Here is a 23,704-nt window from a genome sequence, read left to right on the forward strand (position 1 = left end):
CGGCAATGGCATCCGCATGGATTTTTAGAATAATTTTTAGATGCTTTTTAAGCGTGCAATCATCTTCCTTATACTCATTGCCAGTTAATTGCCTGTGTGGCTCTACATTCTTAAACGTTTGCTTGGACTAATACCCGTTTTAGTTGGTATCACTTGGCTAGTATCTAGTTTTCTGTATTTCATCCCTGGTGATCCAGCGGTTGTTATTCTGGGCGATCGGGCAACACCGGAGCAGATCGCTGCCCTGAGAGAGCAACTTGGGTTGAATCGATCGCTGCTGGCGCAGTACTTTGCGTTTCTCAATCAACTGCTCCATTTGGATCTGGGTGTCAGCATCATTAGCGGTATCCCTGTGGCTGACGAAATTCGCAGTCGGTTTCCCGCTACCCTTGAGCTGTCGGTGGCTGCGATGGCGATCGCCTTGGTGGTAGGCGTGCCTGCTGGCATTCTTGCTGCGATTCGCAAAAATAGCTGGCTCGATAACCTGGCGATGACTGGTTCGCTGTTAGGTGTTTCGTTGCCCGTCTATTGGTTAGGGTTGCTGTTGGTCTACCTGTTTGCCATCAACTTGCATTGGCTGCCGCCCAGCGGACGGATCAGCGTTGAAGCGGGCTTTAACTTCCAGCCTCTTACAGGCTTTTACGTTCTGGATGCACTCCTTAGGCTCGATAGTGTTGCTCTTAAAGATGTGTTGGCGCATCTCATCTTGCCAGCCGTTGCCCTGGGTACAATTCCCCTGGCGATCGTCGCTCGCATTACCCGCAGCGCCATGCTAGAAACTCTGTCTCAGGACTATATCCGCACAGCTCGCGCTAAGGGAGTGCCAGAACGCTGGGTTATTTTGCGACACGCGCTCAAGAATGCACTCTTGCCGATCACAACGATCGCGGGCTTACAGTTTGGGGCGTTGCTGACAGGCGCAATTTTGACGGAAACTATTTTCTCCTGGTCTGGTATCGGTTCCTGGATTTATGAAGGTATTCTGGCGCGTGATTATCCTGTGGTGCAGGGTGGTGTCATGTTGGTTTCCATCGCCTTCGTCCTTGTCAACTTACTGGTCGATCTTTCCTACGCTTTGTTTGATCCTAGGATTCAAATTCGGTGAGGAAGAAATACAAGAGAGTTTCGAGTTTTGAGTTGCAAGCTTTAGACGTTGGGAGTTATGGCTACACTTTCTTACCGTTGGTCTTCTGTCTACTTCTAAACCCCAACAATGTCCTCTGCGGCTTTTTCCCATGCCATATCTGACACAACGAGCTTTTCAGCGCTTTTGGCAGTCTCCGGCTGGCAAGATTGGGCTGGTTTTGACGATCGCCCTGAGCGCTTTAGCGTTGCTGGCTCCGGTGTTGCATCCGTATGATCCGACTACCGATCGTGATTATCTGGCGCGGCTGTTACCACCGACAGCAGCACACTGGTTTGGTACAGATGCCTTGGGGCGGGATGTGATGACGCTAGTTTGGTATGGCATCCGGATATCACTTAGCATCAGCCTTGTCTCAGTGGGCATTGGGCTGTTGATTGGCTTAGTGTTGGGACTGCTAGCTGGCTATTTTCGAGGCATTATTGAAGTCGCCATTGGTTGGCTCACAGACATTTTGCTGGCGTTTCCATCAATTTTGTTGGCGATCGCGATCGTTACTGTCACGCGTCCCAGCATCCAAAGTGTAGTGATTGCAGTTGGTCTGGCACAAATTCCGCTGTTTACGCGGCTTACCCGTGCCATGGTGCTTTCTCTACGAGAGCAAGAATTTGTCGAGGCAGCGCGGGCTTTGGGGGCAACGCCCGATCGCATTATCATCCACCACATTCTGCCAGCTAGCCTTGCTCCTATTGTGGTGCAAACAACGCTGTCGATCGGCACGGCAACCTTAGAAGCGGCTGGGCTAGGTTTTCTTGGGCTAGGCGCACAACCACCAACACCAGAACTAGGCGCAATGCTGTCGGATGCGTTTAAAGGAGGATATTCGCTCTCTTCACCCTGGACAACTCTCTTTCCTGGCTTATTCATTACGTTGATGGTGCTTGCGTTTAACCTCTTAGGCGATGGCTTGCGCGATGGACTTGACCCGCGATCGGTCAGCATGAACTGAGCCATACATCAGGGCTAGGGAAGGGGTGTAGGGTGTAGGGTAGAAGGAAGCCTCACGCTTGGCTCCCCATCCTCTCTCCCTCTTACTCTCTCCCTCATGCTTGGATCTGATCAATGGACTCAATGGCTTAAGATTCGGTTAACGCTGCCGTTTATTGTCCTCAACGGTTGGGTCTTACTCCAGCTCGTGCAGTACTTTGAGCCACTGTTCACGATTTTAATCTTGTCTGCTGTTCTGGCTTACGTCCTCAATTACCCAGTGCAGTTTTTGTATCGGAGTGGTCTTCGACGCCGTTACGCCGTTTTGCTGGTGTTGGTGGTGAGCCTGGTGATATTGATTACGCTGGGGGTGACGCTGTTTCCAACTGTGGTGACGCAGTTAAACGAGATCGTCACACTGCTGCCCGATTGGATTGCAGCCTTAAGCCAAAAGCTAGAGGTGCTACAGGCATGGGCGTTGAGCCGTCGGCTACCTATACATTTGAATCGCTTGATTGCACAATTCTCTGATCGGTTGCCAGGTGAGCTACAAGCACTTGCTGACCAGAGCGTAACATTGACGCTTGATGCGATCGGTAGCCTGTCAGAAGCGCTGCTTGTAATTGTTCTAACGCTTTACCTGTTGCTTGATGGCAGGCGTGTTTGGGATGGTTTTTTTCAGTGGGTGCCGCAAAAGTACCGCGATCGCTCAGCTCAACAGTTAGAAAGCAACTTCAACCGTTATTTCATTGGTCAGGCGACAATGGGGCTGATTATGGGCACCGCTTTGACGCTGGCTTTCTTTTTTCTCAACGTACCATACAGCTTACTCCTTGGGCTTTTAGTAGGGTTGATGACCCTTATTCCGTTTGGGGATGTCCTTAGTTTTGGGTTGATTAGTTTGCTGGTTGCCGCACAAGATTTGGGGCTGGGTGTAAAAACGCTTGCTGTTGCTGCCACCATCGATCAAATTGTCGATCAGGCGATCGCACCCCGTGTCTTGGGAGGCTTCACTGGTCTCAGACCAATTTGGGTCATTATTTCGCTCCTAATCGGTACTAAAATTGCTGGCTTACCAGGATTGCTCACGGCTGTCCCTGTAGCCGGATTCATTCAAGATCTGATCGAAGATCGGCAACATTCTGCTGTTGAGTCAGTTACGCCTGAAAGCCCTTCTGAAAGTGCGATCGTCAATCAGGCATCTCACTCAACTGTTAGCCAAGACCCTATTCAATCCGTTGCAGAAAGTCCGTCCTAGAGCTTTACACCCTCTTAAGAGAAGCAAGTTATCCTGCCTTCACGTGTAGGGATTAGTCGTGAGCCTTACTGCCTAACCTAATCGCTGCAATTGCGGCTGAGACAATGAAAGGCTAATTGCCTGGACGAGCTTTCTGGCTTCTTTAACAGACAGAAAGCTGCACCTTAAACGTTAACTCCTGCTAAAGAAAGCTCGCTAAAACTTATTAGGCTTTGGTCTAGTTAATCGCTCTAGCAATTCAAACCCATAGCATTTTTTGTAAGCATAATCGCGACGTTTTGAGTGCACTGTGCCTGACAACTTTGTCGTAGCTGAGAAAATTTGTATGATACTGGGCGAGTCATTCAGCAGCTTCTAATACAAATAGGCGTCTTAAAACATCATCTGAACCAATAATTATTTTAGGCTTAACCCTTTGTTTACTTAGCGTTAACTCGTCGTAAACAATGAATCTTTATTCTGTTGCTTTACCGCTTAGATCTCTATCTTCGTTAAGGCTGCTTTTGCAGTTGGGTTATAGCTAACTGTTTCTAAGCGCTAGCTTTTCTTTGCTGTTTTTTAAGGAAGCAAGAGCGCCTTAAACAGTACGTAATGGCATTTAGACGATCGAAGGCAAGCACTGAAATTTTAGCCCGTAATCATTGAATGTTTGAAACCGCACAATTTACTGCCAGTATGCGATCGCCTGGAGTGACAAAGCCACCTGAGGACTCTCAGCCATTTCTAGTAGTTGTAGAGGATGAGTCTCTCATTCGTGAAACTATCACTATGGCGCTCACAGATGAAGGCTACCAAGTATTAGCTGTTGAGGACGGTCGCCAAGCTCTAGAGGTGGTACGTGCCTCTTGCACTAGTGAGGGCGGAAACATTCCAGCGATCGATCTGCTCATCCTGGATTTGATGTTGCCCTACATTAATGGACTAGATTTATGTCGTCTGTTGCGACAAGAAGGCATGACAACCCCAATTCTGATGCTGAGTGCAAAAGGCACTGAAACTGACATTGTTGTTGGGTTAGAAATTGGAGCCGATGACTATTTGGCAAAGCCCTTTGGGATGCGAGAGTTGATTGCCCGCTGTCGATCGCTCCTCCGCCGAGCCAATCGGCAGCCCCAGCCTCAAGAGCAGTTGGTTATCCAGTTTCAGGAAATTGTGCTTTATCCTCAAGAATGTCGGGTTACGGTGCGCGATAAAGCTGTAAGCCTATCTCCCAAAGAATTTACGCTGCTAGAGTTATTTATGAACAATCCACGGCGAGTGTTCTCTCGTGATCAGCTTTTGGAGAAAGTTTGGGGTATTGACTTCATGGGCGACTCTAAAACTGTGGATGTTCATATCCGCTGGTTAAGAGAAAAACTAGAGCTAGACCCCAGCAGCCCGCAATACCTGATTACAGTCCGTGGCTTTGGCTACCGCTTAGGCTAGGGGTCTAGCTAGCATTAGTTTATGGGTTGAAAACCATACAACCGATTGAGAACACTGGCATTAAAACTGTTGCCGCAGTGCTCTAATCTCTCATTGCGGCTAGTGGCACGCCCAGCCAACCCAGGAAGTTTTGCTCCTGACGAGGAGTTGGCTGCTTGGCTGGCACAATCTGAAAACGGCTGAGTCGTGGTTTTGCCAGTGTCACTATGCGAGAGTGCAATTCATCCTGATGGAAAAACGAAAGTTGCACGCGATCGCCTGGTTGAAAATCTCGCAAGCGATCGTTAAGTTGGTCAGCAGTGACTCGTAACCCATTCATTGCCAGCAGCTCATCACCCGCTGCCATACCTGCTTTCTGGGCTGGCGAAGCTGTTTCAACAAATTTAATCACATCACGCCCATGTTCAGTTTTTACCACCAGTCCAAGATCAGGGACACCCTCATCAGCCCCAGCATCAGCTACTAAACGCAGCCCAAATGGGTTCAAGTAGTCGTCAAATGGTAGTTCCTCAAGACCGTGTAGATAGCGCTCAAAAAAGTCCGTCAGATCAATTTCGGCAACGGTTTCAATCACCTGCTGGAGTTGCTCTGGCGTAAAACCAACGTCGGGCTTGCCAAACTGTTCCCACATTTGCCGCATGACATCGTCTAACGATCGTCGATTGCGATGTCGTTCACGAATCAGCAAATCGAGCAGCAGTGACACCATTTCTCCCTTCAGGTAGTAAGACATTTGGGAGTTGGGACTATTGGCATCTGAGCGATAGAGCTTAATCCAGGCATCAAAGCTCGATTCACTTAAGGGCTGTACTTTCCGCCCTGGTGTCATGAGGAAGCGGGTAATTTCACGGTTCAGCGCCATGAAGTAAGCCCGTACATCATAAATCTTTGCCCGGTAGGGAAGCACCAGATCATAAAAGCTCGTTGTACCTTCACTAAACCAGAGTGAGGGCGTGTAGTTCTCTTGCTCGTAGTTAAAGACTTCTAGCGCTTTAGGGCGAATACGCTTTACGTTCCAGAGGTGAAAGAATTCGTGCGCTACCAGTTGAATAAAGCGATCGTACTTGTCCTTTTGCCGAAAGCCAAAGCGTTGATAAATCAAAGAGCAGGATGATTGATGCTCTAGCCCACCAAAGCCTTGTGATGATAGGTGAAGCAAGAAGAGGTAGCGATCATAGGGCAAGCCGCCAAACAGATCCGCTTCAACCTGAATAATTTTTTGGATATCTGGAATCAAACGCTCTGGTTCCAGGTTGCCATCACCCCAAACTGCTAGCTGATGTGGTTTACCCAGCGCTTCAAAGGCATAGACGGCATGGCGACCAATTTCAAAGGGGCTATCCACCAGCGTGTCAAAATTGGGTGCTGCAAACGTGTGGCTTTGTCCTTCTAAAGGTTGAAGGGGTGTAGCTACTTGCCAACCGTCAGGAGGCACGATCGTAATCGTCAACGGCTGCCGCTCATGCCCTGGAATATAGAAAAACAACGCTGCCCCATTGAAGTAGCCGTGCGTACCATCGAGATGATTCGTCCGCACCGAAAGCTCATCGGCATACATCTGATAGCGAACCGTCAAAGACTCCTGTCCCTGAGGATCGATCTGCCAATGATTCTTGCTGATCTTGCACCAGGGTAGCGGTGTGGTGCGATCGCCTCCAACCGCCACAAAATTCTGTAAGTGCCTTGCATATTCCCGCACGAGATACGAGCCAGGTGTCCAAACGGGCATCTTTAGATCCAGCAAGGACATAGCATTGGGCTGCAAACCTTTAATCTGAAGGCTTACCTCAAACAGATGGGTTTCTGGCTCTGGCATTGCCACTTGATAGTGGAGTTGAAGCGTTGTTAAGGGCGCAGAAACGGGTGAATGGGTTGGCTCTTGACTCAAGCCAGCCTCTCTAGGCTGGAACAGCTCAACCTGAGAATCTAGCTCTAAGTCTTCTCGATTCATGCTTAATCTTGCTCCTGTATTGTATAAACTGTGTGCTGCAAGCAGCATCACTATACAGCAGTCCTTCTTTAGATAAGGTACACCTTGCACCCTCTGCCTTACCTCATCCACAAGCCACACGTCACCTGATGACAGCTCTGTGTTACCGCCACCAACTGAAAGCTTTTTAGCTCTCTAAGAGCTTGAAGAAGTTAGTAATCTCAGTGGTCGATGTTTGCTACTCAGTGCAATTTAGCTCTACGTGCTTTTACCCTATATCTTGCCTGCTAAATGTGTCAGTTGCTTCAGGTTGATTAATAAAACTGTTTGTCCCACAGTATCAATCTTAATCCAGCCCTTACTATCCAGCTTTTCCATAATTTTGGCTGTTTCTTCCACGCCAATATCAGTGACATCTGCCAGATCTTTAAACGGAATATTAAAGACCTCGATGCCATGCTGCACTTCTTGCCCGTAATTTTCCCCTAGAGAGACCAGGGTATTTGCTAGCTTGACAGCGGGTGGTTGATGACGTAACTGAAAGCGGAGATTAGTTTGTCGCAAACGTCGCACCATTAATTGCAACATCCGATGGTGCAGTTGCGGATCTTTGAACAAGGTTTGAATAAACCGCTGTGCTGAAATGCTAATGAGCCTGACTGCCGAAAGAGCAATAACATCAGTTGATCGCGGTGATTCATCCAAAATCGCCATTTCGCCGAAAAAGTCTCCCCGTCCCAATACAGCTAAGGTCACAACATCTTCACCCGAACCAGACAAACGCCGCACCTTAACCCAACCAGAGACAATAAAGTAGACGGCATTGCCCCACGCATCTTCCATTAACACTGCCCGGTTCGCAGGGTACTCGTGTTCGACAGCAACTGACAGCAACCACTCCAGAGTTTCTGGGTTAGCTGCCATTAAAAGGGGGAAGAGTTCACTAAACGCTTCGATCTGCATGAAAATCTGTAGAATTCTGTGGGATAGAGCTGAGGCTGAACAGCGATCGCAAGAGTACAGGAGACAAGGACTGCCACTAATCTATACTCACACCATCATGGCAGGGTTTCTGACGCTTGTTAGAGGGAGAATTTACGGATTCTTGGGCTGGGCGCTTAATCTTATACCGTATGTCAAAAATAGTAGCAAGCTTTGAACCGCACTTGTGGGCTATTGATGTGTCAGTATGCAAAGGCAATGAAACACAGGTGGTTTTCGATCACAGTGAACGCCACAAACGTACTAACTACCTCTGGTCATGTGCCTGCTTTCGTTTTTTGCCTAAAACGCTGTCCCTATAGTGAGGCATTAGCTTGTTTGTGTATGCGCTCCGTAAGAACTGAAATAGTTGAGCCACGACGTTAAGCGTTGCATCACCATTCGCTATATTTCCCAAGCGGCAATAGTCATAGGGGCACGCTTAGTTATAGGTGAGACGGGCGTTGTCCCTTTGCACCTATAGTTGCGAGTTTTGAGCAACCGCTTCGACCGCTGCTTTAAGTTTTGGTCGCAATAATTCAACATACTGAGACCAACCCACTAAAATCGGTTGTGTGTGCGCCAACGTCTCTCCATGCACATCATCAGGTGAGAAACCGAGCGATCGACCATCCAAATCACAGCAGACGAGTCCAGCCGCTTTTGCTAGGGCTAAGGGGCCTGCCGTATCCCACAACTTGACCCGACCATTAAAGTAGAGGTAGAGACCCGCTCGTCCTAAAACGACGTCGACCACCTTTAAGCCAAAGCTGCCAAGCGAGTAAAATTGAGCCTCTGGAATCAACTGAGCGATCGCACTACCAAACTGCGCCTGATCGCGATGACCAATCAGCACAGGGCAAAACCCAGCTGTTGGTGGCGCAGGTTCAGTCGCTATTAAAGTCTCCGGCTGTGCATCGGCTGTTGCCTGAAACAATCCCCAGCCTGGTCCGCCATAATAAAGCTGGTCATAAGCAGGTGCATAAAGCCAACCTGCGATCGGCTGCTGGTCTTGCAGTAATCCCACCATGACAGCATAATCGCGCTTGCGGTGAATGAAATCTTCTGTGCCGTCGATCGGGTCAATGCACCACAATCGCCTGTAGCCAGCATGAAACTTTTGGCGCGACTGTGCATCCTCTTCAGTAATTACCCCGTCTTCAGGAAACATCGTGGCGAATGCCGCTGCCAGTTTTTGATCTAGCGCCGCATCAATACTGGTGACGTAATCCTCTGGTCCCTTCTCAAAAACCTCAAACGGACTGGCAGCCATTTGCTTTGCATATTGACCGCAGCTACGCAATAAGTGCCTGATCGATCGATCGAGATCGGGAGAAATTGGGTTCATAGCAAACGTACTGCGATTAAAAACAAACTCTAGCCTGCCAATGGCTACAAAACAACACTTTTACTTTCATCTTAAGCTCGATCGCTTTAGTGTAGCGATCGCTAAAAAACTCTAGATATAAGGATTAAGAAAAAGCGCCAACAAAAAACGGGCTAACCAGGGAAGGGTTAACCCGCTAGTTTGGGAACGCGAAAAAGAACTACTTTTGTAGTACCAGTTTGACGTTTGCGTTTTGCAGACCAGGACGCTTGACTTCAGAAAGAGTCTTGTTCACAGCATACTTTTGGTTGATCGAATTGATCAGCTCAGTCTGGTTATGCTTCTTAGCAACACCCCAGAGGTCAGCAATCAGGTCAAACGAACCGTCGGTGTTGCGAGACCAGCCCAGATCATATTCGCCTTCTAGAATGGCAACGATGTCTGAACGAACCCGCTGACCATTGTAGCCACGAACATCAGCATCTGTTTTCACAGAAATACCTAGATCACGGAGAGAAGCCTTCAGGATTTCGGCATCAGTAATCTTGGTACGCAGAGTGCTAAAATGAGACATTTGAGTTTCCTCCTGTGGGGATTTGAGAACAACGTTTGATGGTCAGGAAGCTAACAGCGATCGCTCTTAGCTGTTTGTGGGTCAACTGCTAGCAAAGTGCTAGCCTTTCCTCCTGTTGGGAGCAGGAGAAAGCTTTTAGGACTCAAGTCGCTGATACTCAGCCACTGAGAACGCCGCAGGTCGCGCTCGCTGCCTTGCCCAATCTCTGAGGGCAGTTACCTGTTCGGTCATTGTTTTAGAAAGCGGCAACGTTGACTTGATAGCAGCAATAATGTCCAGTTGAGTAAATTCTCGATCCTGGGCAAAAGCCTCATACATTGCTGCTACCAGTGCTTGTTCAATTTCAGCACCTGAGAAACCGTCGCACACATTCGCTAACTGGTCCAAATCAAACCGTGCAATCTCGCGGCGACGCTTAGAGAGATGAATCTGAAAAATCTCTTTCCGCTCTTCACTATTCGGCAAGTCAACAAAAAAGATTTCGTCAAATCTTCCTTTCCGCAAAAACTCTCCGGGCAAACGCTCCACACGGTTAGCAGTTGCCATCACAAACACAGGAGACGTTTTTTCTTGCATCCAGGTGAGGAAAGAGCCAAAAATCCGGCTAGATGTACCACCATCAGAATCCGCTGAACCGGATGTGCCAGCGAACGCTTTATCCATCTCATCAATGAACAAGATAGCGGGGGAAATCGACTCTGCTGTCTTCAAAGCACCACGTAGATTTGCTTCAGACCGACCCACCATAGAGCCATCATAGACACGTCCCATGTCAAGGCGTAGCAAGGGCAAACCCCAAAGGCGTGAGGTTGTTTTGGCTATCAGTGATTTGCCACAACCTGGTACACCTAGAATTAGCATCCCTTTTGGCTGAGGCAAGCCATACTCTCTAGCACGCTCTGTAAACGCATTGGAACGCTGCTTTAACCAACGCTTGAGTTCTTCTAAGCCGCCGACAGAATCGATCGTTTCGTCTTCTTCAACGTACTCCAGAATACCGTTGCGTCGAATTAGCTGCTTCTTCTCAGAAAGAACAACGTCAACTTCTTCCTCCGTCAAGCGACCAGCAGTAACCTGAGCTTTACGATAAACCTTTTCTGCTTCATCGCGCGTCAGCCCTAAGGCTGCTTTTAACAACTTCTCACGCGCTTCAGTCGTAATACGTCTAGTGCGAACTTGCTCAAGCTGCTGCGAAAGAACGTGGTTAAGCTCTCCCATATTCGGCATTGGAAAATCCAAAACCGCTACTTCTTTTTCTAGCTCAATGGGAATCTCTTGTACCGGCGACATCAAAATAATCGTTTTTTGAGTGCCTTTGAAGCTAGAGATTGCATCTCTCAACCAACGTATAACAGGAGCCGAATAAAATGGATGAAGATCCTTGAAAACAAAAATACCTGGCTCTTTCTGCCGAGTTACCCACTCAATAGCAGCCTCAGGCGAAACTGTATTGTGCTGAGTCACACTACGAGGCTGACCGTACTCAACAATGCCGTGCGTTACAGTCCAGACAAAGACCCGACGCTGAGGTTTATTCTGGGAAACCGCCACAATGGTCTGTTCAGCCCTTTCTTCCTCTGATGTCACCATATAGATGAGAGGATACTGAGCCTGTATCAGAATACTGAGTTCTTCCTGCATAGCATCGACCCATGAGAGACAGTGCAACCGCCTAGATTAAAGAAACCTTTACGTCTGACCTTAAAACCTACTTAGAGGCAATATTCAGAACGCAAGCTTTCTACTAAAACACCCGCTTGGAACTAGCAGGGAACCAAACTTCCTTCACCTTGAGCTTCAGCACTAATAGAGCTAGCACCCTTGACCCGTACAGATGGAAGCTTTTCCTCAACTAACGCACCAGATTGAGCGCGTAGAGAAACCAATTCACCATCTTTCAAAATGGAAGGAGAGGAACATTCGTTACACGTATAGATCTGATAAGCCTTTCCGTGCGCTGCACCTTCATAACCGTCAACCAGCTCACTATGAGACAAGTAGAACGCGATGGCGCGTTGAGCAATATCCGTCATTGTCTCAGAATCAAGTGCTGCCCGAATTTTGATTTGACGGTGCAGCTCTGGCGGGAGATATAACGTAACTTTCTGCTTGTCTTGCATAGAACTCTCAGTTGTGTACCCGGGTATGTAATGAAGAATATCGACTGAACAGCTTGCTGTCAAGACACCATGCCGTCATGACGGCAACATCGTTACATCTAGTTACAATTGTCTGGTGTTGACATAGCGTATTACTAGCAGATGTAAGGACAGTAAAACCTAATGTAGGCAGTGCTTTTAGTGCTTTAGTTTTTGAAGACGGACTTTTAAGGCTAAGCAACTAACACTTGGATCTAGAGCCTGTACCAATTAAGCCAGATAGCGGTGGCCGCCAGAGAAACTGCCTCTAGAAAACTCTTTGAGTGCTTGTCATAGGAGATCCGCCTAGTAACGACATAGCACCGTATTGACAAGCAGTCGTTTGTTCTTGACGTTGGCTCCTATATCACCTTCGCGTCTAGGCAGTAAGTCTTTGGTTCGTTTCCATTGCTTATCTCGTAGAGCGTATCGTCGTGGTGTCAGCTATTCTGCTTGAGTGTATCTGTACCTCTGTTTTATCTAGATTCATGGCACGTTCTAGAACAGCGCTAGCACAACGAAGAACTAAGAATGAAAACACCTGCCAACGTCGCAATCTGTTAAGGCAGCAAAATCATGCCCCTATAGGAAAAATTCGACTTTATTCAATTTGTCTCCCTTTCATTTGTCGCGTTCAAAGGAAAACTGCACTTCATGTCTGGCTACTTCCCGCTTGAGGTAGAGCGGATGTTTGGGTTGTCCTAGCTTCGTGGTGCCCAAACAATAAATCGGCTGATTACCCAGCAACGCCATTACACACCGATCGCGCCCTTGCAAGCGACCACCATTTCCTCAGGCTAGAATAATCTGGTCTACTCGCTGCCCCAGGTCTGCTAGGTAGCGATCGTTCTCAGCCCCAATCGGATCGGCAACACAGCGTAGCTCTGTTGGATAAGCCGTACAGTAAGCAAAAAGATTCACGACTTCTAGCGCACCAAACCCCCATACTCGTGCGAAATCTAGACAGCGCCGAATGGTCGGATCGTCAACAACTGCATCTGCCTGACTGGGGTTCAGCATCACAAAGCCAACTTTTGCCGCTCTTGTATCCCACGATCGCCAAAGCAAATAGCGATAGTATCCAGTGGCATCAAAGGTCGCGCCAGATTGCATAGAGGGTAAGGGGCACTGGGAAACAAGGGGTGCTGAGGAAGCAAGGGAAGTCTAAGGAAGGCTAGCGTTTGATTGACTGCCGTTTTGCCCTTTGCCTTGCCTCACTTCGCCAATTCGGTTGTCACTTCATTCACCTGACGGCGTTTAAGGACAGTGCTCTCTGATCGTGGCAGTAGGTCAAACAATTCGCGCAACTTCGCATCGATCGTCTCAAACGGAACAATACCGTTTTCGTTCAGCACGACCTTACCAGAAGCATCAAAGAGCACGACTTGCGGCACCACGCCTGCGTAGTAGTAACCTGGCTCTGTATTTGTATAAGAGGGCTTTGAAGGAATCGAATCAACTCGAATTGGCAACAAATCCGCTGCCTTGCCATAAAAGGCTTGTAGTTGAGAAATCACTGCCGTGTATGCCTTACAGTCCTTGCTATCATCAACATAGAAATATAGCAACGCAGGACGATCGCGCTTTAATGCCTCTGCTAACGTAAACTTCGGCGGTACCAGCGACCCATTGCCCGCATAGAGCGTAAAAATTTCCCCATCGTAGCGGTCGTCCGTCAACCCTGCTAGCGCTGGTGGCATACTTAGCACCCCTAGTCCAATAGCCATAGCTAGGCACAGCCATAAACCACGCTGAAACGTTCTTCGTCCCCAATCAACACATGCACCCGCGATCGGTAACTCTAACCAGCGCAACTGCAAAACTCTCATAAACCCGAATACTTTCGTAACGTCTCCCTTCTCATTCTCTAGCAATCGAGGACAGAAGCAAAGGCAAAAGCAGAGGACAGAAGGCAAGAAGTAAAAGTAGCAAAGCGCTAGCCTTCCCCAAACGTCCCTTACTCCTCCTGCCCCCTGCCTCTTAACCCCTTACCCTAAAGCAAAGTTGTAGCGAGTTTAGGTTAGCCTGTGATAGAACTGTATGTAAGTAGCAACGCCTACAATTATCAGCTTGAGCTGAAAAAGCTTGAGTAGCAGCAAAATCTGGCGCGATGTAGGCAGCTAGGTTGTATCAGTGAGTCGAGAGCGTCCAGTATGCAAAACAATGTAGCAGCGGAAAAACCAATTCGATCGCTTGAAGATGCCCTTGATCGCTGTCAGGCGTTAGGCATGAGGTTGAGCCGTCAACGACGATTCATTCTTGAGTTGTTATGGCAAGAAGAAGAGCATTTAGCTGCGAGAGAAATTTATAATCGCCTCAACCGTCAGGGCAAAGAAATCGGTCATACATCAGTTTACCAAAACCTTGAAGCGCTCTCTGAGCAAGGCATTATCGAGTGCGTTGAGCGTTCTGATGGCAGACTGTATGGCAACATTAGCGATTCTCATAGCCACGTCAATTGTCTAGACACCAACCAAATTTTGGACGTTCACATTGAGCTGCCAGAAGCAATCTTGCAACAGATTGAGCAGCAGACAGGCGTTCGCATTACTGACTACCACATTGATTTCTACGGTTATCGCAAGCCTCAAGATCAGTAGAAATTTAAGTATTGAGGCGCTCCCGTCGGAACACCTCAATTTTATTTAACGAACCCCCAGGTATCGTTAGGCAACCAGGTATTGCTGCACGACAGCTACCAATGTTTCGGTCCAGTACGTTACGAGATCGGCAGTAGCAGCCTCTACCATGACGCGAATAAGGGGTTCTGTGCCTGAAGCCCGCACCAGAACACGTCCTCGATCGCCCATATCGGCTTCTGCTTGAGCGATCGCCTGTTGCAGCGGATCGCAGTTTTGCCAGTGCAGCCGACGATCGCGGTCTTCTACCCGCACATTTTGCAGCCGTTGAGGATAAGTTTGAAAGCTCTGATCGACCAGCGTCGTTAACGAAACGCCCGACTGCTGCACCAGCGAGGCTAGATGGAGTGCTGTTAGCAAACCATCACCGCTCACACCATAATGGCTACAGAGAATGTGACCTGACTGTTCACCACCTAGCACCGAGCCGTGGCGCAACATCTCAGCATGGACGTATTGATCGCCAACCGCAGCACGAATCAGCGTACCACCCTGTTTTTCCCAAGCACGTTCAAAGCCCAGGTTGGACATAACAGTTGCAACGATCGTATTGCCAGGTAGCTGCTCTGACTGCCGCAGGGTTTGCCCCCACAGGTAAAGAATGTAATCACCATCTACCACGCGACCACTAGCATCCACTGCCAAAACGCGATCGGCATCGCCATCAAAGGCAAACCCCATATCGGCATGATGCATTTTCACAGCCGCCTGAAGTGCCCCTAAATGTGTTGAACCACAGTTCACATTGATACGACTACCATCTGGCTGGTCATGGAGGCAAATGACTGATGCACCAAGCGAGCGAAACGCCTCTGGTGCCAAATGCACGGCTGCGCCCCACGCCAGATCCAGGACAATACGCATTCCTTGCAGCGGTAATGCTGCTTTTGATAGAGGCTGCTGAATGGCAGTGAGATAGTCGTTGAGCAACTCTGAGCGATAATAATGCTGCCCATAGCGACCGTTATCATTAATCGCTAGAGTGCTTTTACCACGTAAAGCTGCCTCAATTTGCTCTTGAAGTGCTAGCGCTAGCTTGCTGCCGTTAGAGCCAAAAAACTTGATGCCATTATCGTCCGGTGGATTATGGCTGGCAGAAACCATCACACCCCCGATCGCCTCAGACGCATTGGTCAGATAAGCAACGCCTGGAGTTGGGCACAAACCCAAATTCCACACATCTAAACCCGCTGCGTTTAACCCGGCTGAGAGTGCCATCGCCAGCATATTGCCAGACTGACGTGAATCCTGCCCAATCACGACCGGACCCAGCGCCGCTGCTTGCGATCGCCCCGTTGGAACCATCTGTGACCGCAAAATATGTCCTGCCCAAAACCCAATTTGTAAAGCTAGCGGCGCGGTAAGCAAATCCCCAGCGCGTCCACGAATGCCATCGGTACCAAACAGGCGACTGGTCGGTAGGTTTAACCCGCCCCAACCTGTGTTAGCAGTTGCCAAGTTAGTCGTTTCTTTACTAACTAATGGCGGTGCTATAAAGGACGATCGCCCTAATTCTGTCGATCGTAAAGACGACGCAATGCCGATATCATCAGACTCTTGCGTCCTGACTGGAGATTGAACCATACACTAAAGAACCCCACACAACACACTCATTGTGGAGGATAACACTTTCTTTAGAAAACCGACGCTGGACAGAACCAGTAAGTTAAGCGTCTTCTCTATGCGCCTCTATACGCCCGCTGCCTCAAGGACTGGTTGTATGGTTCCCCAGGTTAATCCCTGCTGGATGTAGCGCGGTTCATTAGGGTCATAAGGACTATGGAGCCGATCGATCGCTTGGATGATGGCATGATCGGGCAGCACTGGCAGATCAGGATCAAACGCAGTCGATCGTACTAGAGAGCTAGAGAAACCCCGAAAGATAGCAACCTGATCAACGACACCATCTACCTCAGCCATCACAAGCAGCACTTCTTGCGGACGCTTTTCGGTATAGCGTTCCAAGCGAGTTCCTGCTGTCGGCGTCAAATCAACCATGACATCTATTGCCCTGTCGCCGATCGACCCTGCCGACCTAAGCGAACGACCACAAAGTAGCCCAAATAGAGCACATAAACTGCCAATGCCACCAATGCTAAAAAGCCTAGAAAAAACGGCTTTGTTGTAGCATGGATGGCTTCTCTAAGCGCCCAAGGTGGCTCAAGCCAGAGACGGCAAAACGGATCTCCTAACAGCGTATTGGCACCCAAAAAGGCACAGCGTAGAACTGGTATTTGAGCCAGCGCACCTAAGCCGCAATAAATCGAGACCGCCCAGCGCCAGGATGTAAAAGCCAGTTTTAAGCGACTAGACGGCTGCTCTGAAATTTCTTCGTTCAAATCTGCCCAAAACCAGAGCGATACTGGAATCAAAAGCCGTGCCAGCCAGCCAGCTACAAAGCCAACAGGCAACGCCCCAATCAATAAATAGACCGTAATGGCTAGCAAGCTCGAAACACGCCAGTAAATAGCCAGAAGGCTCTGCATCGCTTCTGCTTTGGCAATAAATGTCCATAGCAGCAGTGCCAGCGGGAACAACACTGTGAAAAGAAGCGCCAATCGGTAGTCTGTCCAGACAAGGGATGGCAACCAGGAAGGAAACGGCATAAGAATACGGTCAACGGCAAAGATAATAACCAGTAAACATGAAAATTGACGAGTAGCCTCAACGCCAACTAGGCATTCTGGGTACTCGTCAAGATTCGCGCATCCAGTATACCTAAGGGCTACAGGAGGCGGGAGATAGGAACTTCAAGCTAACGGGCTTTAGTCCTCGTAAATCCGACATTCAGCCGCTTCAGGATTGTCGTCGCAGTAGATCTCAAGGGAGTTTTTCTTTGGTTTAGCTTGCCGTTGGTGAGCCGCTTCAGATTGCAGTTCTTCGACGGCATCCCAGGCTGCGGCACACTCAGGCGAGTTGCTGCCGCTAACATCACAAGCAGCACGGGCTTGCTTCAACTCATCTTCAATTTTTTCTTGAATATCACTCATGGATTCTTCGCTGGTAATAATTCTCATCGAGTATTGGGGCAACGCAGATAAATTACTGCTTCGTAAGTTACGGTTGCCGTCCCAAACATCAGCACTTTGTCGATCGCCCGATCAATGTATGCTTACATCCATCGCTTTAGCCGTTTCTGCCTGGGTGAAGCAGAAAGCGATCGCACTTCAGTAAAGCTTGCCTCATCGCTAACGATTTTGGCTAACCTCAAAGAAGAGGCTAATTAGGCTATGCTCTACCTTTACTTATCGTAACGCTAACTCCACCTTACCAGATCCATTGATCGCCATGGCGAAGCTTGAGAATTGTTGAGGTGGTTCTAAGAATTGCTCGTAATCGTTGAGACGATCGAAACATTTCCAGCTACGCTGAGAAGCATCCTTTGCCTCAAGGGGGAACGCATGACAGGAGGAGACAGCGCGAATGCAATGCAGTGGGTCAGCACCTTATCAACTCGTCCGTCCTTAGAAGCCGCCGTTGATGACGTGGTGCAAAAAGCACAAGCGCTACTAAACAATGCACCCACTGTTGGCTTTGTTTTTATTGCCGCTGCGTTTGCCAGTGAATATTCTCGGTTGCTGCCGCTGCTACGGGAGCGGTTGCCAGACATCCCACTGATTGGGTGTGGTGGTAATGGAGTCGTAGGGTCGAAGGGCACAGAACAGCCCCAGGAAGTAGAAGATGAACCCGCGATCGCGCTCACCTTGGCAACCTTGCCAGACGTTAATGTGCGATCGTTTCATATCACGGCAGAACAGTTGCCCGACTTAGACAGTGCGCCTGATGCCTGGGTGAAGTTAATCGATGTGCCTATTGACGAGCAACCCCAGTTTGTTTTGCTGGCTGATCAGTCATTTCCCAAAATTAACGACCTCCTGCAAGGACTTGATTTTGCGTACCCTGGCTCAGTTAAGGTGGGCGGCGTTGCCAGTGCAGCCACCCCAAACGGCAGTAGCGGCTTATTTTGTAATGCTCATCTACATCGTGATGGAGTCGTTGGCATTGCACTCAGTGGCAACGTTGTCTTGGAGACGATCGTCGCGCAGGGTTGCCGACCGATTGGGCAACCGTATTGGGTAACAGAAGGTGAGCGAAACATTCTGCTAGGGTTGGAAGAACAGGCAGATACTAGCCCCGTACCCCACGGCGGCGGTGCGCTAGTGTCACAAAAGCGTACGCCGCTAGAGGTCTTGCAGGATCTCATTCAAACGCTGGACGCAGATGACCAAATGCTGGCGCAGAATTCGCTGTTTGTTGGTGTAGCGCAGAATGAATTCAAGCAAGATCTGGAACAGGGAGACTTTTTGATTCGGTATTTGCTCGGTGTCGACCCAAGAGTGGGCGCGATTGCAATCGGCGATCGTATCCGCCCCGGTCAGCGCATTCAGTTTCATCTGCGCGATGCCCAGACCTCAGCCGAAGATCTGGAAATGCTGCTAGAACGTTACCAACAGACTAAACCAGCCTCTGCGATCGGAGCGCTCATGTTTGCTTGTGTCGGACGAGGCAATCGGCTGTATGACGAACCTAATTTTGACTCCCAGCTTTTTAGCCGCTACTTACCAGATGTGCCCCTCAGTGGCTTCTTTTGCAGTGGTGAAATTGGTCCTGTTGGTGACAGTACGTTTCTGCATGGGTTTACGTCTGTCTTCGGTATCGTACGCCAGCCATAAGCGTAGCGTTTGAGTGTAAGTGCTAAGTCTGTATGAGCCTTCAGCAGTCAGCGATCAGCTAAAGACTTCCATCAACTTTAGGACAACAATAGCGTGGTGTTGTTATCGATGCACTGCAGCTGACCGTTAGCGTCGATCGCGCTAAATCGCTCGAAGTAACGACGAGCGGATGCGGGAAACGTAGGGAAAGCAAACCTTGCATCACCATTGGCGAGATCTGCCCAAAAGGAGTGTAGATGGGGAGCCAATTCCGCTGCTTCTGCCTGAGACAGCTTTAACGGGGGCTGCATCAAAAGTTGAAGCATGAACGGCTGGGATCGCTCGCCCATGAAGTCACGCGACGTTTGCTGTAACGTCTCCCAACCGGGTACTGATTCAACCCGTCCAGAGGCAATGTGCAGTAATCGCTGCCCACGATCGTCCGTTCGCAACTCCAGCACACGATAGGGATGCGGATAGCTCACTAGCGATCCCGTCGTGATGTCATAAACGCCCTCAGAGCAGGCAATATCCTGCACGTGCAAATGCCCTGTAAATACGAGCTGTACCTTTGCTTCTCGCAGCATTTTTAACAATGTCGGCGCATTGTCTAACATATAGCGCTGCCCTATTGGGTTCCGCGACTGCCCCGGCAAATGCTCCACAACATTGTGGTGAATCATCACTAGAATCAAATCGTCCTGATGCTCTGCCAAAACGGTTTGCAGCCAGCTTAATTGTGCATCATCCAGGCAGCCAAGCTGTTTACCATGACGATCGAACTGATTAGAATTCAACCCAATCAACCGTACTCCTGGCAGCAGTTGGCAGGTGTAATAAAGTTGCTCTGGATTGTCATAGCCGTACGAACGGTAGTAATGTGGAAAGTCCGCCAGCCCGATCGCGTTACCATCAGATTCCAACGTCGGTACATCATGATTACCAGGCACCACATACGCTGGGTAGGGCAGTTGTGCTAATCGTTCTGCCAGCCAGGTATGGTTTGCTGGTTCGCCATGCTGGGTCAAATCACCTGGCAGCAACAGGAAATCTAGCTTGAGAGTGCTTAGGCGATCGAGAATGCTTTCTAAAACAGGAATGCTCACTTCAACCAAGTGAAAGCGGCTGGGATGATTCCAAATGGTGTGGGGTAAAGCGATATGTAGATCGCTAATGACGGCGAAGCGAAAATTAAGACTCATACGATCGATCCTAAGCGATGTGCGAAGCAATCAGCTAGAAGGGAAAGGCTAAAGGGGAAAGGCTAAAGTTAGAAAGCCATCATCAGTGTTGACTAAAACGTATCCCCTTTCACCCTTCTACCCCTTCACCTTTTTACCCTCCACCCTTCATCCCTTATCCTTTCTCTAAGAGGCTCTTCTCACTTGTCTATTGTCCGAGTGCGCGAACACGTTAATCCGCTTAGCAAAAAGTATCAAACTCCCATCAGCCCACCGGATTGGAGCCGTCTTTACCATGACCTCGATCGCCCACTTCACTTAGATATTGGTTGTGGCAAGGGTCGGTTCCTGCTGCAAATGGCACAAGTGCAGCCAGAGTGGAATTTCTTAGGGCTAGAAATTCGGGAGCCACTGGTAGAGCAAGCTAATGGCTGGAAAGCGGAGTTGGGCTTGACTAATTTGCACTATTTATTTTGCAACGCCAACAACTCCCTGCGACCGTTACTGAGGTCACTGCCTGTCGGACGGCTTCAGCAGGCGACCATCCAGTTTCCCGATCCGTGGTTTAAGCGCAAACACCAAAAGCGCCGCGTGGTACAGCCAGACTTAATTGAGGCGCTAGCAGAAGCACTTACGCCCGGTGGTAAGGTCTTTATCCAGTCTGATGTCGAAGAAGTCGCGGTGGAGATGCGCGATCGCTTCGCTGCCCATCCTGCCTTCGTTTGCGAACATTATGACTGGCTAGACTCCAATCCCCTCCCCATTCCCACTGAACGTGAAACGTCAACGATGGAACGGGGAGAAGCTGTGTATCGATCGCTGTTTGCCAAAAAATAAGTTGAGTTCCCTACCCTTCCACGCTTCCACGCCTTCATTCCTTATACCCACGACGGTAGCCACATCCGTTGTTGAAAGCCTTCGGTCGAGAGGGGTAACCCTAAATAAACGGGTAGCCAGAAGATAAATGCCAGCACGATCGCTACGATCGCCAGCACACCCATCGTGCGGAGATTTGACTTGCTGCTGTGGAGCCAGCGATCAACTAACCAGGCGATCGCCATCGAGGCAAACACTGACGCGCCCATGTAGTGATACAAAAACGTGCAGCGCGTGACCTTCACCCAGGGCAACAGATTGGCAGCGTAGTTGATGCCTAGAAAAAGCGCGAGCCAGAATTCAGTTGCGTTTAAAGGAGGTCGGCGGGTAGACGGCTGTCCTTCAACATACGACGGTTCTTCAAGCTGAGGCGGCGACAGCCAGTGGAGAAGCTGCTGCACCAGGACGATAAAGACAAGGACGATCGCCAGCGTCGATAGCCACCAAAGTATAGGGTTGCCAATCGCATGGACATCGTAAATTACGGTGTTGCCTGCTGGTACAGCCGGATCGGTGGACAACAGCGGACCACCCTGCGCCTCCACTTTGTAGTAATACGCTAACGGACGCAGCATCAAAATCCACGTATACCACTCAGCGCAGTAAGGATGCACTTGCGTACCACTGCCTACCCGCTCGTGGTAGTTCAGTATTTGCTTTTGCAAATCCAAAAAACCGACGGCTGTGTTGAATTTCAGATGAGGAATCCAGATCAGGTAATAGAACGTGGCTGGCACACAGCCCAAATTCAACGCGATTTGCCACGGTGTTAACTGAGCCAACCGTTGTAACGGACTTTGTACTGTGCGATCGTTTTGCCTAGGTTCCGCCCCATCAGCCAAAAGCAAACCAGGCTGAATAGTGGGGAATCGAGCCTGAAGCCAACGGAGCAACCAGGCAGCCACCCACAGCCCGTAGGCACCAAAGAGAAACCATAGTCCATTCCACTTGATCGAGGCTGAAGCCCCAAAAAACACGCCAGAGGCAATTAAGTAGAGACTGCGCGGGGTCAATCGCACCTCTAACGCTAGCAAAAGACACCACAAGCCCAGCAGCCCAAAGATGACCAGGTAAACGTTATTGAGTGCATAGCGTGATTCCACCAGAAACAAGCCATCTAATGCGGCAAATAGCCCAGCAAGGAAGGCATAGCTGCGGCGATGGCTCAACTGATACGCAATGCCTGCCACCACCAGCGGAATAAACGCACCCGTCAGCGCATTTAGCCAACGATAGCTCCATGTGCTGTAGGGCGCACCCGCAAGACTGTTGACGGTGTCACGCCCGATCGGCATCTGATTACCAAGCCAGATACCGATCGCAATTAAATACTTACTAAGCGGTGGATGCCCATCAAAAAACGGTGTTTGGGTCAGGTAGTTGTGGGCAAATTTGACATAATAAACTTCGTCAAAGACCAAACTGTTAAACCGCCCCAAGCCCCAAAAGCGTAGAGCAAGAGACAGCACCAGTAACCCCACCATACCTGGTGCAAACCAGGAGGCAGACCCGCCCGATGGTTTCTTTAACAAGGTCATAACTCACGTTCAGTCTACTGTATGCGTTCCTACTTTCGCATGGGGACGCGCATCAGCCATAGCCCTTAAGTGGCAAAGTTGAGCTGTCACCCCTCTTACCGCTTGCATCGATCGCAGCTCCTGTAGAATGAATCAGACTTGCTGGGTGAGCGATCGCTAAACCGGAACTGCCATAACCACACAATAGTTAGACACCATCGGTCATCGCCTTGAAATCACCACCGAGCATCGGTCGGCTCACCGAAAGCACAATCGAATTTAGAGCCGACATGGCAGAAATCAAGAAGACGGTTAGAGAACAGTCTAAAACGAGCCAGCAACAGCCTAACAGGTGGCACCGCTGTCTCGGTGAAACTCTTTGCACTCCCTTTTTTCTAGCTTATGAACCCTACAGCCGTTGTGTTACTTTCAGGCGGGCTTGACTCTGCAACGGTGGCAGCGCAGGCGATCGCCGATGGCAACACGGTGATTGCTTTATCCTTCAACTACGGTCAGAGTCACGCTCGTGAACTCCTTGCTGCCAAGCAGATAGCCGCGCATCTAGGTATCCAAGACCATTTTATTATGGACGTTAACCTAGCGAAGTGGGGCGGTTCAGCACTGACTGATACAGCAGTAGCAATGCCCTTAAATGGCGTGCAGTCCAATGTTATTCCTGTTACCTATGTGCCGGGGCGCAATACTGTGTTTATTGCGATCGCGCTTTCGCTGGCAGAAGCCAAAAATGCCGTTGCTATCTATCTGGGCATCAACGCTGTAGATTACTCTGGTTATCCCGATTGCCGTCCCGACTATTTAGAGGCATATCAGCAGCTTGCAAGGCTCTCATCTAAAGCAGGACTCGAAGGCAACGCGCCTACCCTTGTTGCGCCGCTAGTAAACGATAGCAAGGCAGATATTGTGAGACGGGCTGTGCAACTGGGAGTGCCGATCGCCCAAACTTGGTCGTGCTATCAGGGGGATGCAGTACCATGCGGCTTGTGTGATTCGTGTCGCATTCGCGATCGTGCCCTTATCGAAGCAGGGTTCGCTGATCTAGCCACACTGATCGGTAAACAACTTTACAACGCCCGCTTTGAACCTTAGCCTGACCGATCTCCGACTGTGAAGTAGC

The 23,704-nt window shown here is 49.5% G+C and carries 23 protein-coding genes; 9 read left to right on the plus strand and 14 right to left on the minus strand.

Going from position 1 to position 23,704, the window contains the following annotated elements; genetic code table 11:
• The first annotated feature begins 94 nt into the window (after nt 1-94).
• The 4 genes from H6F76_RS06515 (at nt 95) to H6F76_RS06530 (ending at nt 4,754) form a co-directional block, all read left to right on the plus strand.
• Nucleotides 95-1,105 carry an ABC transporter permease subunit gene (locus tag H6F76_RS06515; RefSeq protein ID WP_190506885.1) on the plus strand — a complete coding sequence of 337 codons (1,011 nt, stop codon included), beginning with the start codon at nt 95-97 and terminating at the stop codon, nt 1,103-1,105.
• Between the two features lie 130 nt (nt 1,106-1,235).
• Complete coding sequence (locus H6F76_RS06520) at nt 1,236-2,093, plus strand: ABC transporter permease (protein ID WP_190506887.1); 858 nt, start codon at nt 1,236-1,238, stop codon at nt 2,091-2,093.
• A gap of 96 nt (nt 2,094-2,189) precedes the next feature.
• On the plus strand, nt 2,190-3,329 hold the full coding sequence (locus H6F76_RS06525; protein WP_190506889.1) for an AI-2E family transporter: 1,140 nt from the start codon (nt 2,190-2,192) through the stop codon (nt 3,327-3,329).
• 675 nt (nt 3,330-4,004) lie between these two features.
• On the plus strand, nt 4,005-4,754 hold the full coding sequence (locus H6F76_RS06530) for a response regulator transcription factor (protein WP_190507089.1): 750 nt from the start codon (nt 4,005-4,007) through the stop codon (nt 4,752-4,754).
• Between the two features lie 82 nt (nt 4,755-4,836).
• On the opposite strand, the gene H6F76_RS06535 is transcribed toward H6F76_RS06530, so the two are convergent.
• From H6F76_RS06535 to H6F76_RS06570, 8 genes are all read right to left on the minus strand, one after another.
• A complete protein-coding gene (locus tag H6F76_RS06535; protein ID WP_190506892.1) occupies nt 4,837-6,705 on the minus strand; it encodes a M61 family metallopeptidase in 1,869 nt (622 codons plus the stop codon).
• A 252-nt stretch (nt 6,706-6,957) separates the two neighbouring features.
• Entirely contained in the window at nt 6,958-7,647 is a 690-nt protein-coding gene (locus tag H6F76_RS06540; RefSeq protein ID WP_190450443.1) for a Crp/Fnr family transcriptional regulator, read from the minus strand.
• Nucleotides 7,648-8,143: 496 nt separating this feature from the next.
• Nucleotides 8,144-9,013 (minus strand): inositol monophosphatase family protein, encoded by an 870-nt coding sequence (locus H6F76_RS06545; RefSeq protein ID WP_190506893.1) that lies wholly within the window; start codon nt 9,011-9,013, stop codon nt 8,144-8,146.
• A gap of 199 nt (nt 9,014-9,212) precedes the next feature.
• Nucleotides 9,213-9,566 carry a DUF1257 domain-containing protein gene (locus H6F76_RS06550; RefSeq protein WP_106254971.1) on the minus strand — a complete coding sequence of 118 codons (354 nt, stop codon included), beginning with the start codon at nt 9,564-9,566 and terminating at the stop codon, nt 9,213-9,215.
• Between the two features lie 135 nt (nt 9,567-9,701).
• Nucleotides 9,702-11,207, minus strand: a complete 1,506-nt coding sequence (locus H6F76_RS06555) for an AAA family ATPase (RefSeq protein ID WP_190506895.1) — start codon at nt 11,205-11,207, stop codon at nt 9,702-9,704.
• A 122-nt stretch (nt 11,208-11,329) separates the two neighbouring features.
• Nucleotides 11,330-11,686, minus strand: a complete 357-nt coding sequence (locus H6F76_RS06560; protein WP_190506897.1) for a hypothetical protein — start codon at nt 11,684-11,686, stop codon at nt 11,330-11,332.
• A gap of 810 nt (nt 11,687-12,496) precedes the next feature.
• Nucleotides 12,497-12,817 carry a DUF1643 domain-containing protein gene (locus H6F76_RS06565; protein ID WP_242036553.1) on the minus strand — a complete coding sequence of 107 codons (321 nt, stop codon included), beginning with the start codon at nt 12,815-12,817 and terminating at the stop codon, nt 12,497-12,499.
• A gap of 101 nt (nt 12,818-12,918) precedes the next feature.
• Nucleotides 12,919-13,431, minus strand: coding sequence for a thylakoid membrane photosystem I accumulation factor (locus H6F76_RS06570; RefSeq protein WP_347275987.1), 513 nt, complete (start codon nt 13,429-13,431; stop codon nt 12,919-12,921).
• Between the two features lie 426 nt (nt 13,432-13,857).
• Between H6F76_RS06570 and H6F76_RS06575 the strand changes: the two genes are divergently transcribed.
• Nucleotides 13,858-14,304 carry a Fur family transcriptional regulator gene (locus H6F76_RS06575; protein WP_190450437.1) on the plus strand — a complete coding sequence of 149 codons (447 nt, stop codon included), beginning with the start codon at nt 13,858-13,860 and terminating at the stop codon, nt 14,302-14,304.
• Between the two features lie 66 nt (nt 14,305-14,370).
• Here the strand turns inward: H6F76_RS06575 and glmM are convergent, their stop codons facing one another.
• The 4 genes from glmM to H6F76_RS06595 form a co-directional block, all read right to left on the minus strand.
• Nucleotides 14,371-15,927 (minus strand): phosphoglucosamine mutase, encoded by a 1,557-nt coding sequence (gene glmM / locus H6F76_RS06580; RefSeq protein ID WP_190506902.1) that lies wholly within the window; start codon nt 15,925-15,927, stop codon nt 14,371-14,373.
• A 105-nt stretch (nt 15,928-16,032) separates the two neighbouring features.
• Nucleotides 16,033-16,341 carry a hypothetical protein gene (locus H6F76_RS06585; RefSeq protein ID WP_190506904.1) on the minus strand — a complete coding sequence of 103 codons (309 nt, stop codon included), beginning with the start codon at nt 16,339-16,341 and terminating at the stop codon, nt 16,033-16,035.
• Between the two features lie 5 nt (nt 16,342-16,346).
• Nucleotides 16,347-16,949 carry a DUF3177 family protein gene (locus H6F76_RS06590; RefSeq protein WP_190506906.1) on the minus strand — a complete coding sequence of 201 codons (603 nt, stop codon included), beginning with the start codon at nt 16,947-16,949 and terminating at the stop codon, nt 16,347-16,349.
• Nucleotides 16,950-17,108: 159 nt separating this feature from the next.
• Nucleotides 17,109-17,333 carry a Calvin cycle protein CP12 gene (locus tag H6F76_RS06595; RefSeq protein WP_190450433.1) on the minus strand — a complete coding sequence of 75 codons (225 nt, stop codon included), beginning with the start codon at nt 17,331-17,333 and terminating at the stop codon, nt 17,109-17,111.
• Here H6F76_RS06595 and H6F76_RS06600 point away from each other — a divergent pair.
• Nucleotides 17,332-17,517, plus strand: coding sequence for a hypothetical protein (locus H6F76_RS06600; RefSeq protein ID WP_190450432.1), 186 nt, complete (start codon nt 17,332-17,334; stop codon nt 17,515-17,517). The two genes, H6F76_RS06595 and H6F76_RS06600, sit on opposite strands and share 2 nt — an antisense overlap.
• A gap of 227 nt (nt 17,518-17,744) precedes the next feature.
• Nucleotides 17,745-19,016, plus strand: coding sequence for an FIST N-terminal domain-containing protein (locus H6F76_RS06605; protein WP_242036554.1), 1,272 nt, complete (start codon nt 17,745-17,747; stop codon nt 19,014-19,016).
• Between the two features lie 77 nt (nt 19,017-19,093).
• Here the strand turns inward: H6F76_RS06605 and H6F76_RS06610 are convergent, their stop codons facing one another.
• Nucleotides 19,094-20,197 carry a metallophosphoesterase gene (locus H6F76_RS06610; RefSeq protein ID WP_190506908.1) on the minus strand — a complete coding sequence of 368 codons (1,104 nt, stop codon included), beginning with the start codon at nt 20,195-20,197 and terminating at the stop codon, nt 19,094-19,096.
• A 183-nt stretch (nt 20,198-20,380) separates the two neighbouring features.
• Here H6F76_RS06610 and trmB point away from each other — a divergent pair, with 183 nt between their 5' ends.
• A complete protein-coding gene (trmB, locus tag H6F76_RS06615) occupies nt 20,381-21,013 on the plus strand; it encodes a tRNA (guanosine(46)-N7)-methyltransferase TrmB (protein ID WP_190506909.1) in 633 nt (210 codons plus the stop codon).
• A 41-nt stretch (nt 21,014-21,054) separates the two neighbouring features.
• Here trmB and H6F76_RS06620 read toward each other — a convergent pair whose 3' ends face one another.
• Nucleotides 21,055-22,590, minus strand: coding sequence for a phospholipid carrier-dependent glycosyltransferase (locus tag H6F76_RS06620; RefSeq protein ID WP_190506911.1), 1,536 nt, complete (start codon nt 22,588-22,590; stop codon nt 21,055-21,057).
• Between the two features lie 381 nt (nt 22,591-22,971).
• Between H6F76_RS06620 and queC the strand changes: the two genes are divergently transcribed.
• Nucleotides 22,972-23,676: a 7-cyano-7-deazaguanine synthase QueC gene (gene queC / locus H6F76_RS06625; protein WP_190506913.1), complete on the plus strand. Its 705-nt coding sequence runs from the start codon at nt 22,972-22,974 to the stop codon at nt 23,674-23,676.
• The last annotated feature ends 28 nt before the right edge of the window (nt 23,677-23,704 follow it).

Origin of the sequence: Leptolyngbya sp. FACHB-321 (assembly GCF_014695975.1) — a bacterium.
Lineage (GTDB): Bacteria > Cyanobacteriota > Cyanobacteriia > Leptolyngbyales > Leptolyngbyaceae > Stenomitos.

Bases quoted from the DNA above. Each gene is read 5' to 3' on its own strand.
- H6F76_RS06540 (WP_190450443.1), bottom strand. From the start codon at position 7,647: ATGCAGATCGAAGCGTTTAGTGAACTCTTCCCCCTTTTAATGGCAGCT.
- H6F76_RS06560 (WP_190506897.1), bottom strand. From the start codon at position 11,686: ATGCAAGACAAGCAGAAAGTTACGTTATATCTCCCGCCAGAGCTGCAC.
- H6F76_RS06605 (WP_242036554.1), top strand. From the start codon at position 17,745: ATGACAGGAGGAGACAGCGCGAATGCAATGCAGTGGGTCAGCACCTTA.
- H6F76_RS06585 (WP_190506904.1), bottom strand. From the start codon at position 16,341: ATGGTTGATTTGACGCCGACAGCAGGAACTCGCTTGGAACGCTATACC.
- H6F76_RS06555 (WP_190506895.1), bottom strand. From the start codon at position 11,207: ATGCAGGAAGAACTCAGTATTCTGATACAGGCTCAGTATCCTCTCATC.
- H6F76_RS06595 (WP_190450433.1), bottom strand. From the start codon at position 17,333: ATGAGTGATATTCAAGAAAAAATTGAAGATGAGTTGAAGCAAGCCCGT.
- H6F76_RS06525 (WP_190506889.1), top strand. From the start codon at position 2,190: ATGCTTGGATCTGATCAATGGACTCAATGGCTTAAGATTCGGTTAACG.
- H6F76_RS06610 (WP_190506908.1), bottom strand. From the start codon at position 20,197: ATGAGTCTTAATTTTCGCTTCGCCGTCATTAGCGATCTACATATCGCT.
- H6F76_RS06535 (WP_190506892.1), bottom strand. From the start codon at position 6,705: ATGAATCGAGAAGACTTAGAGCTAGATTCTCAGGTTGAGCTGTTCCAG.
- H6F76_RS06600 (WP_190450432.1), top strand. From the start codon at position 17,332: ATGGATTCTTCGCTGGTAATAATTCTCATCGAGTATTGGGGCAACGCA.
- H6F76_RS06570 (WP_347275987.1), bottom strand. From the start codon at position 13,431: ATGGCTATTGGACTAGGGGTGCTAAGTATGCCACCAGCGCTAGCAGGG.
- H6F76_RS06530 (WP_190507089.1), top strand. From the start codon at position 4,005: ATGCGATCGCCTGGAGTGACAAAGCCACCTGAGGACTCTCAGCCATTT.
- H6F76_RS06575 (WP_190450437.1), top strand. From the start codon at position 13,858: ATGCAAAACAATGTAGCAGCGGAAAAACCAATTCGATCGCTTGAAGAT.
- H6F76_RS06590 (WP_190506906.1), bottom strand. From the start codon at position 16,949: ATGCCGTTTCCTTCCTGGTTGCCATCCCTTGTCTGGACAGACTACCGA.
- H6F76_RS06520 (WP_190506887.1), top strand. From the start codon at position 1,236: ATGCCATATCTGACACAACGAGCTTTTCAGCGCTTTTGGCAGTCTCCG.
- glmM (WP_190506902.1), bottom strand. From the start codon at position 15,927: ATGGTTCAATCTCCAGTCAGGACGCAAGAGTCTGATGATATCGGCATT.
- H6F76_RS06565 (WP_242036553.1), bottom strand. From the start codon at position 12,817: ATGCAATCTGGCGCGACCTTTGATGCCACTGGATACTATCGCTATTTG.
- queC (WP_190506913.1), top strand. From the start codon at position 22,972: ATGAACCCTACAGCCGTTGTGTTACTTTCAGGCGGGCTTGACTCTGCA.
- H6F76_RS06550 (WP_106254971.1), bottom strand. From the start codon at position 9,566: ATGTCTCATTTTAGCACTCTGCGTACCAAGATTACTGATGCCGAAATC.
- H6F76_RS06545 (WP_190506893.1), bottom strand. From the start codon at position 9,013: ATGAACCCAATTTCTCCCGATCTCGATCGATCGATCAGGCACTTATTG.
- H6F76_RS06620 (WP_190506911.1), bottom strand. From the start codon at position 22,590: ATGACCTTGTTAAAGAAACCATCGGGCGGGTCTGCCTCCTGGTTTGCA.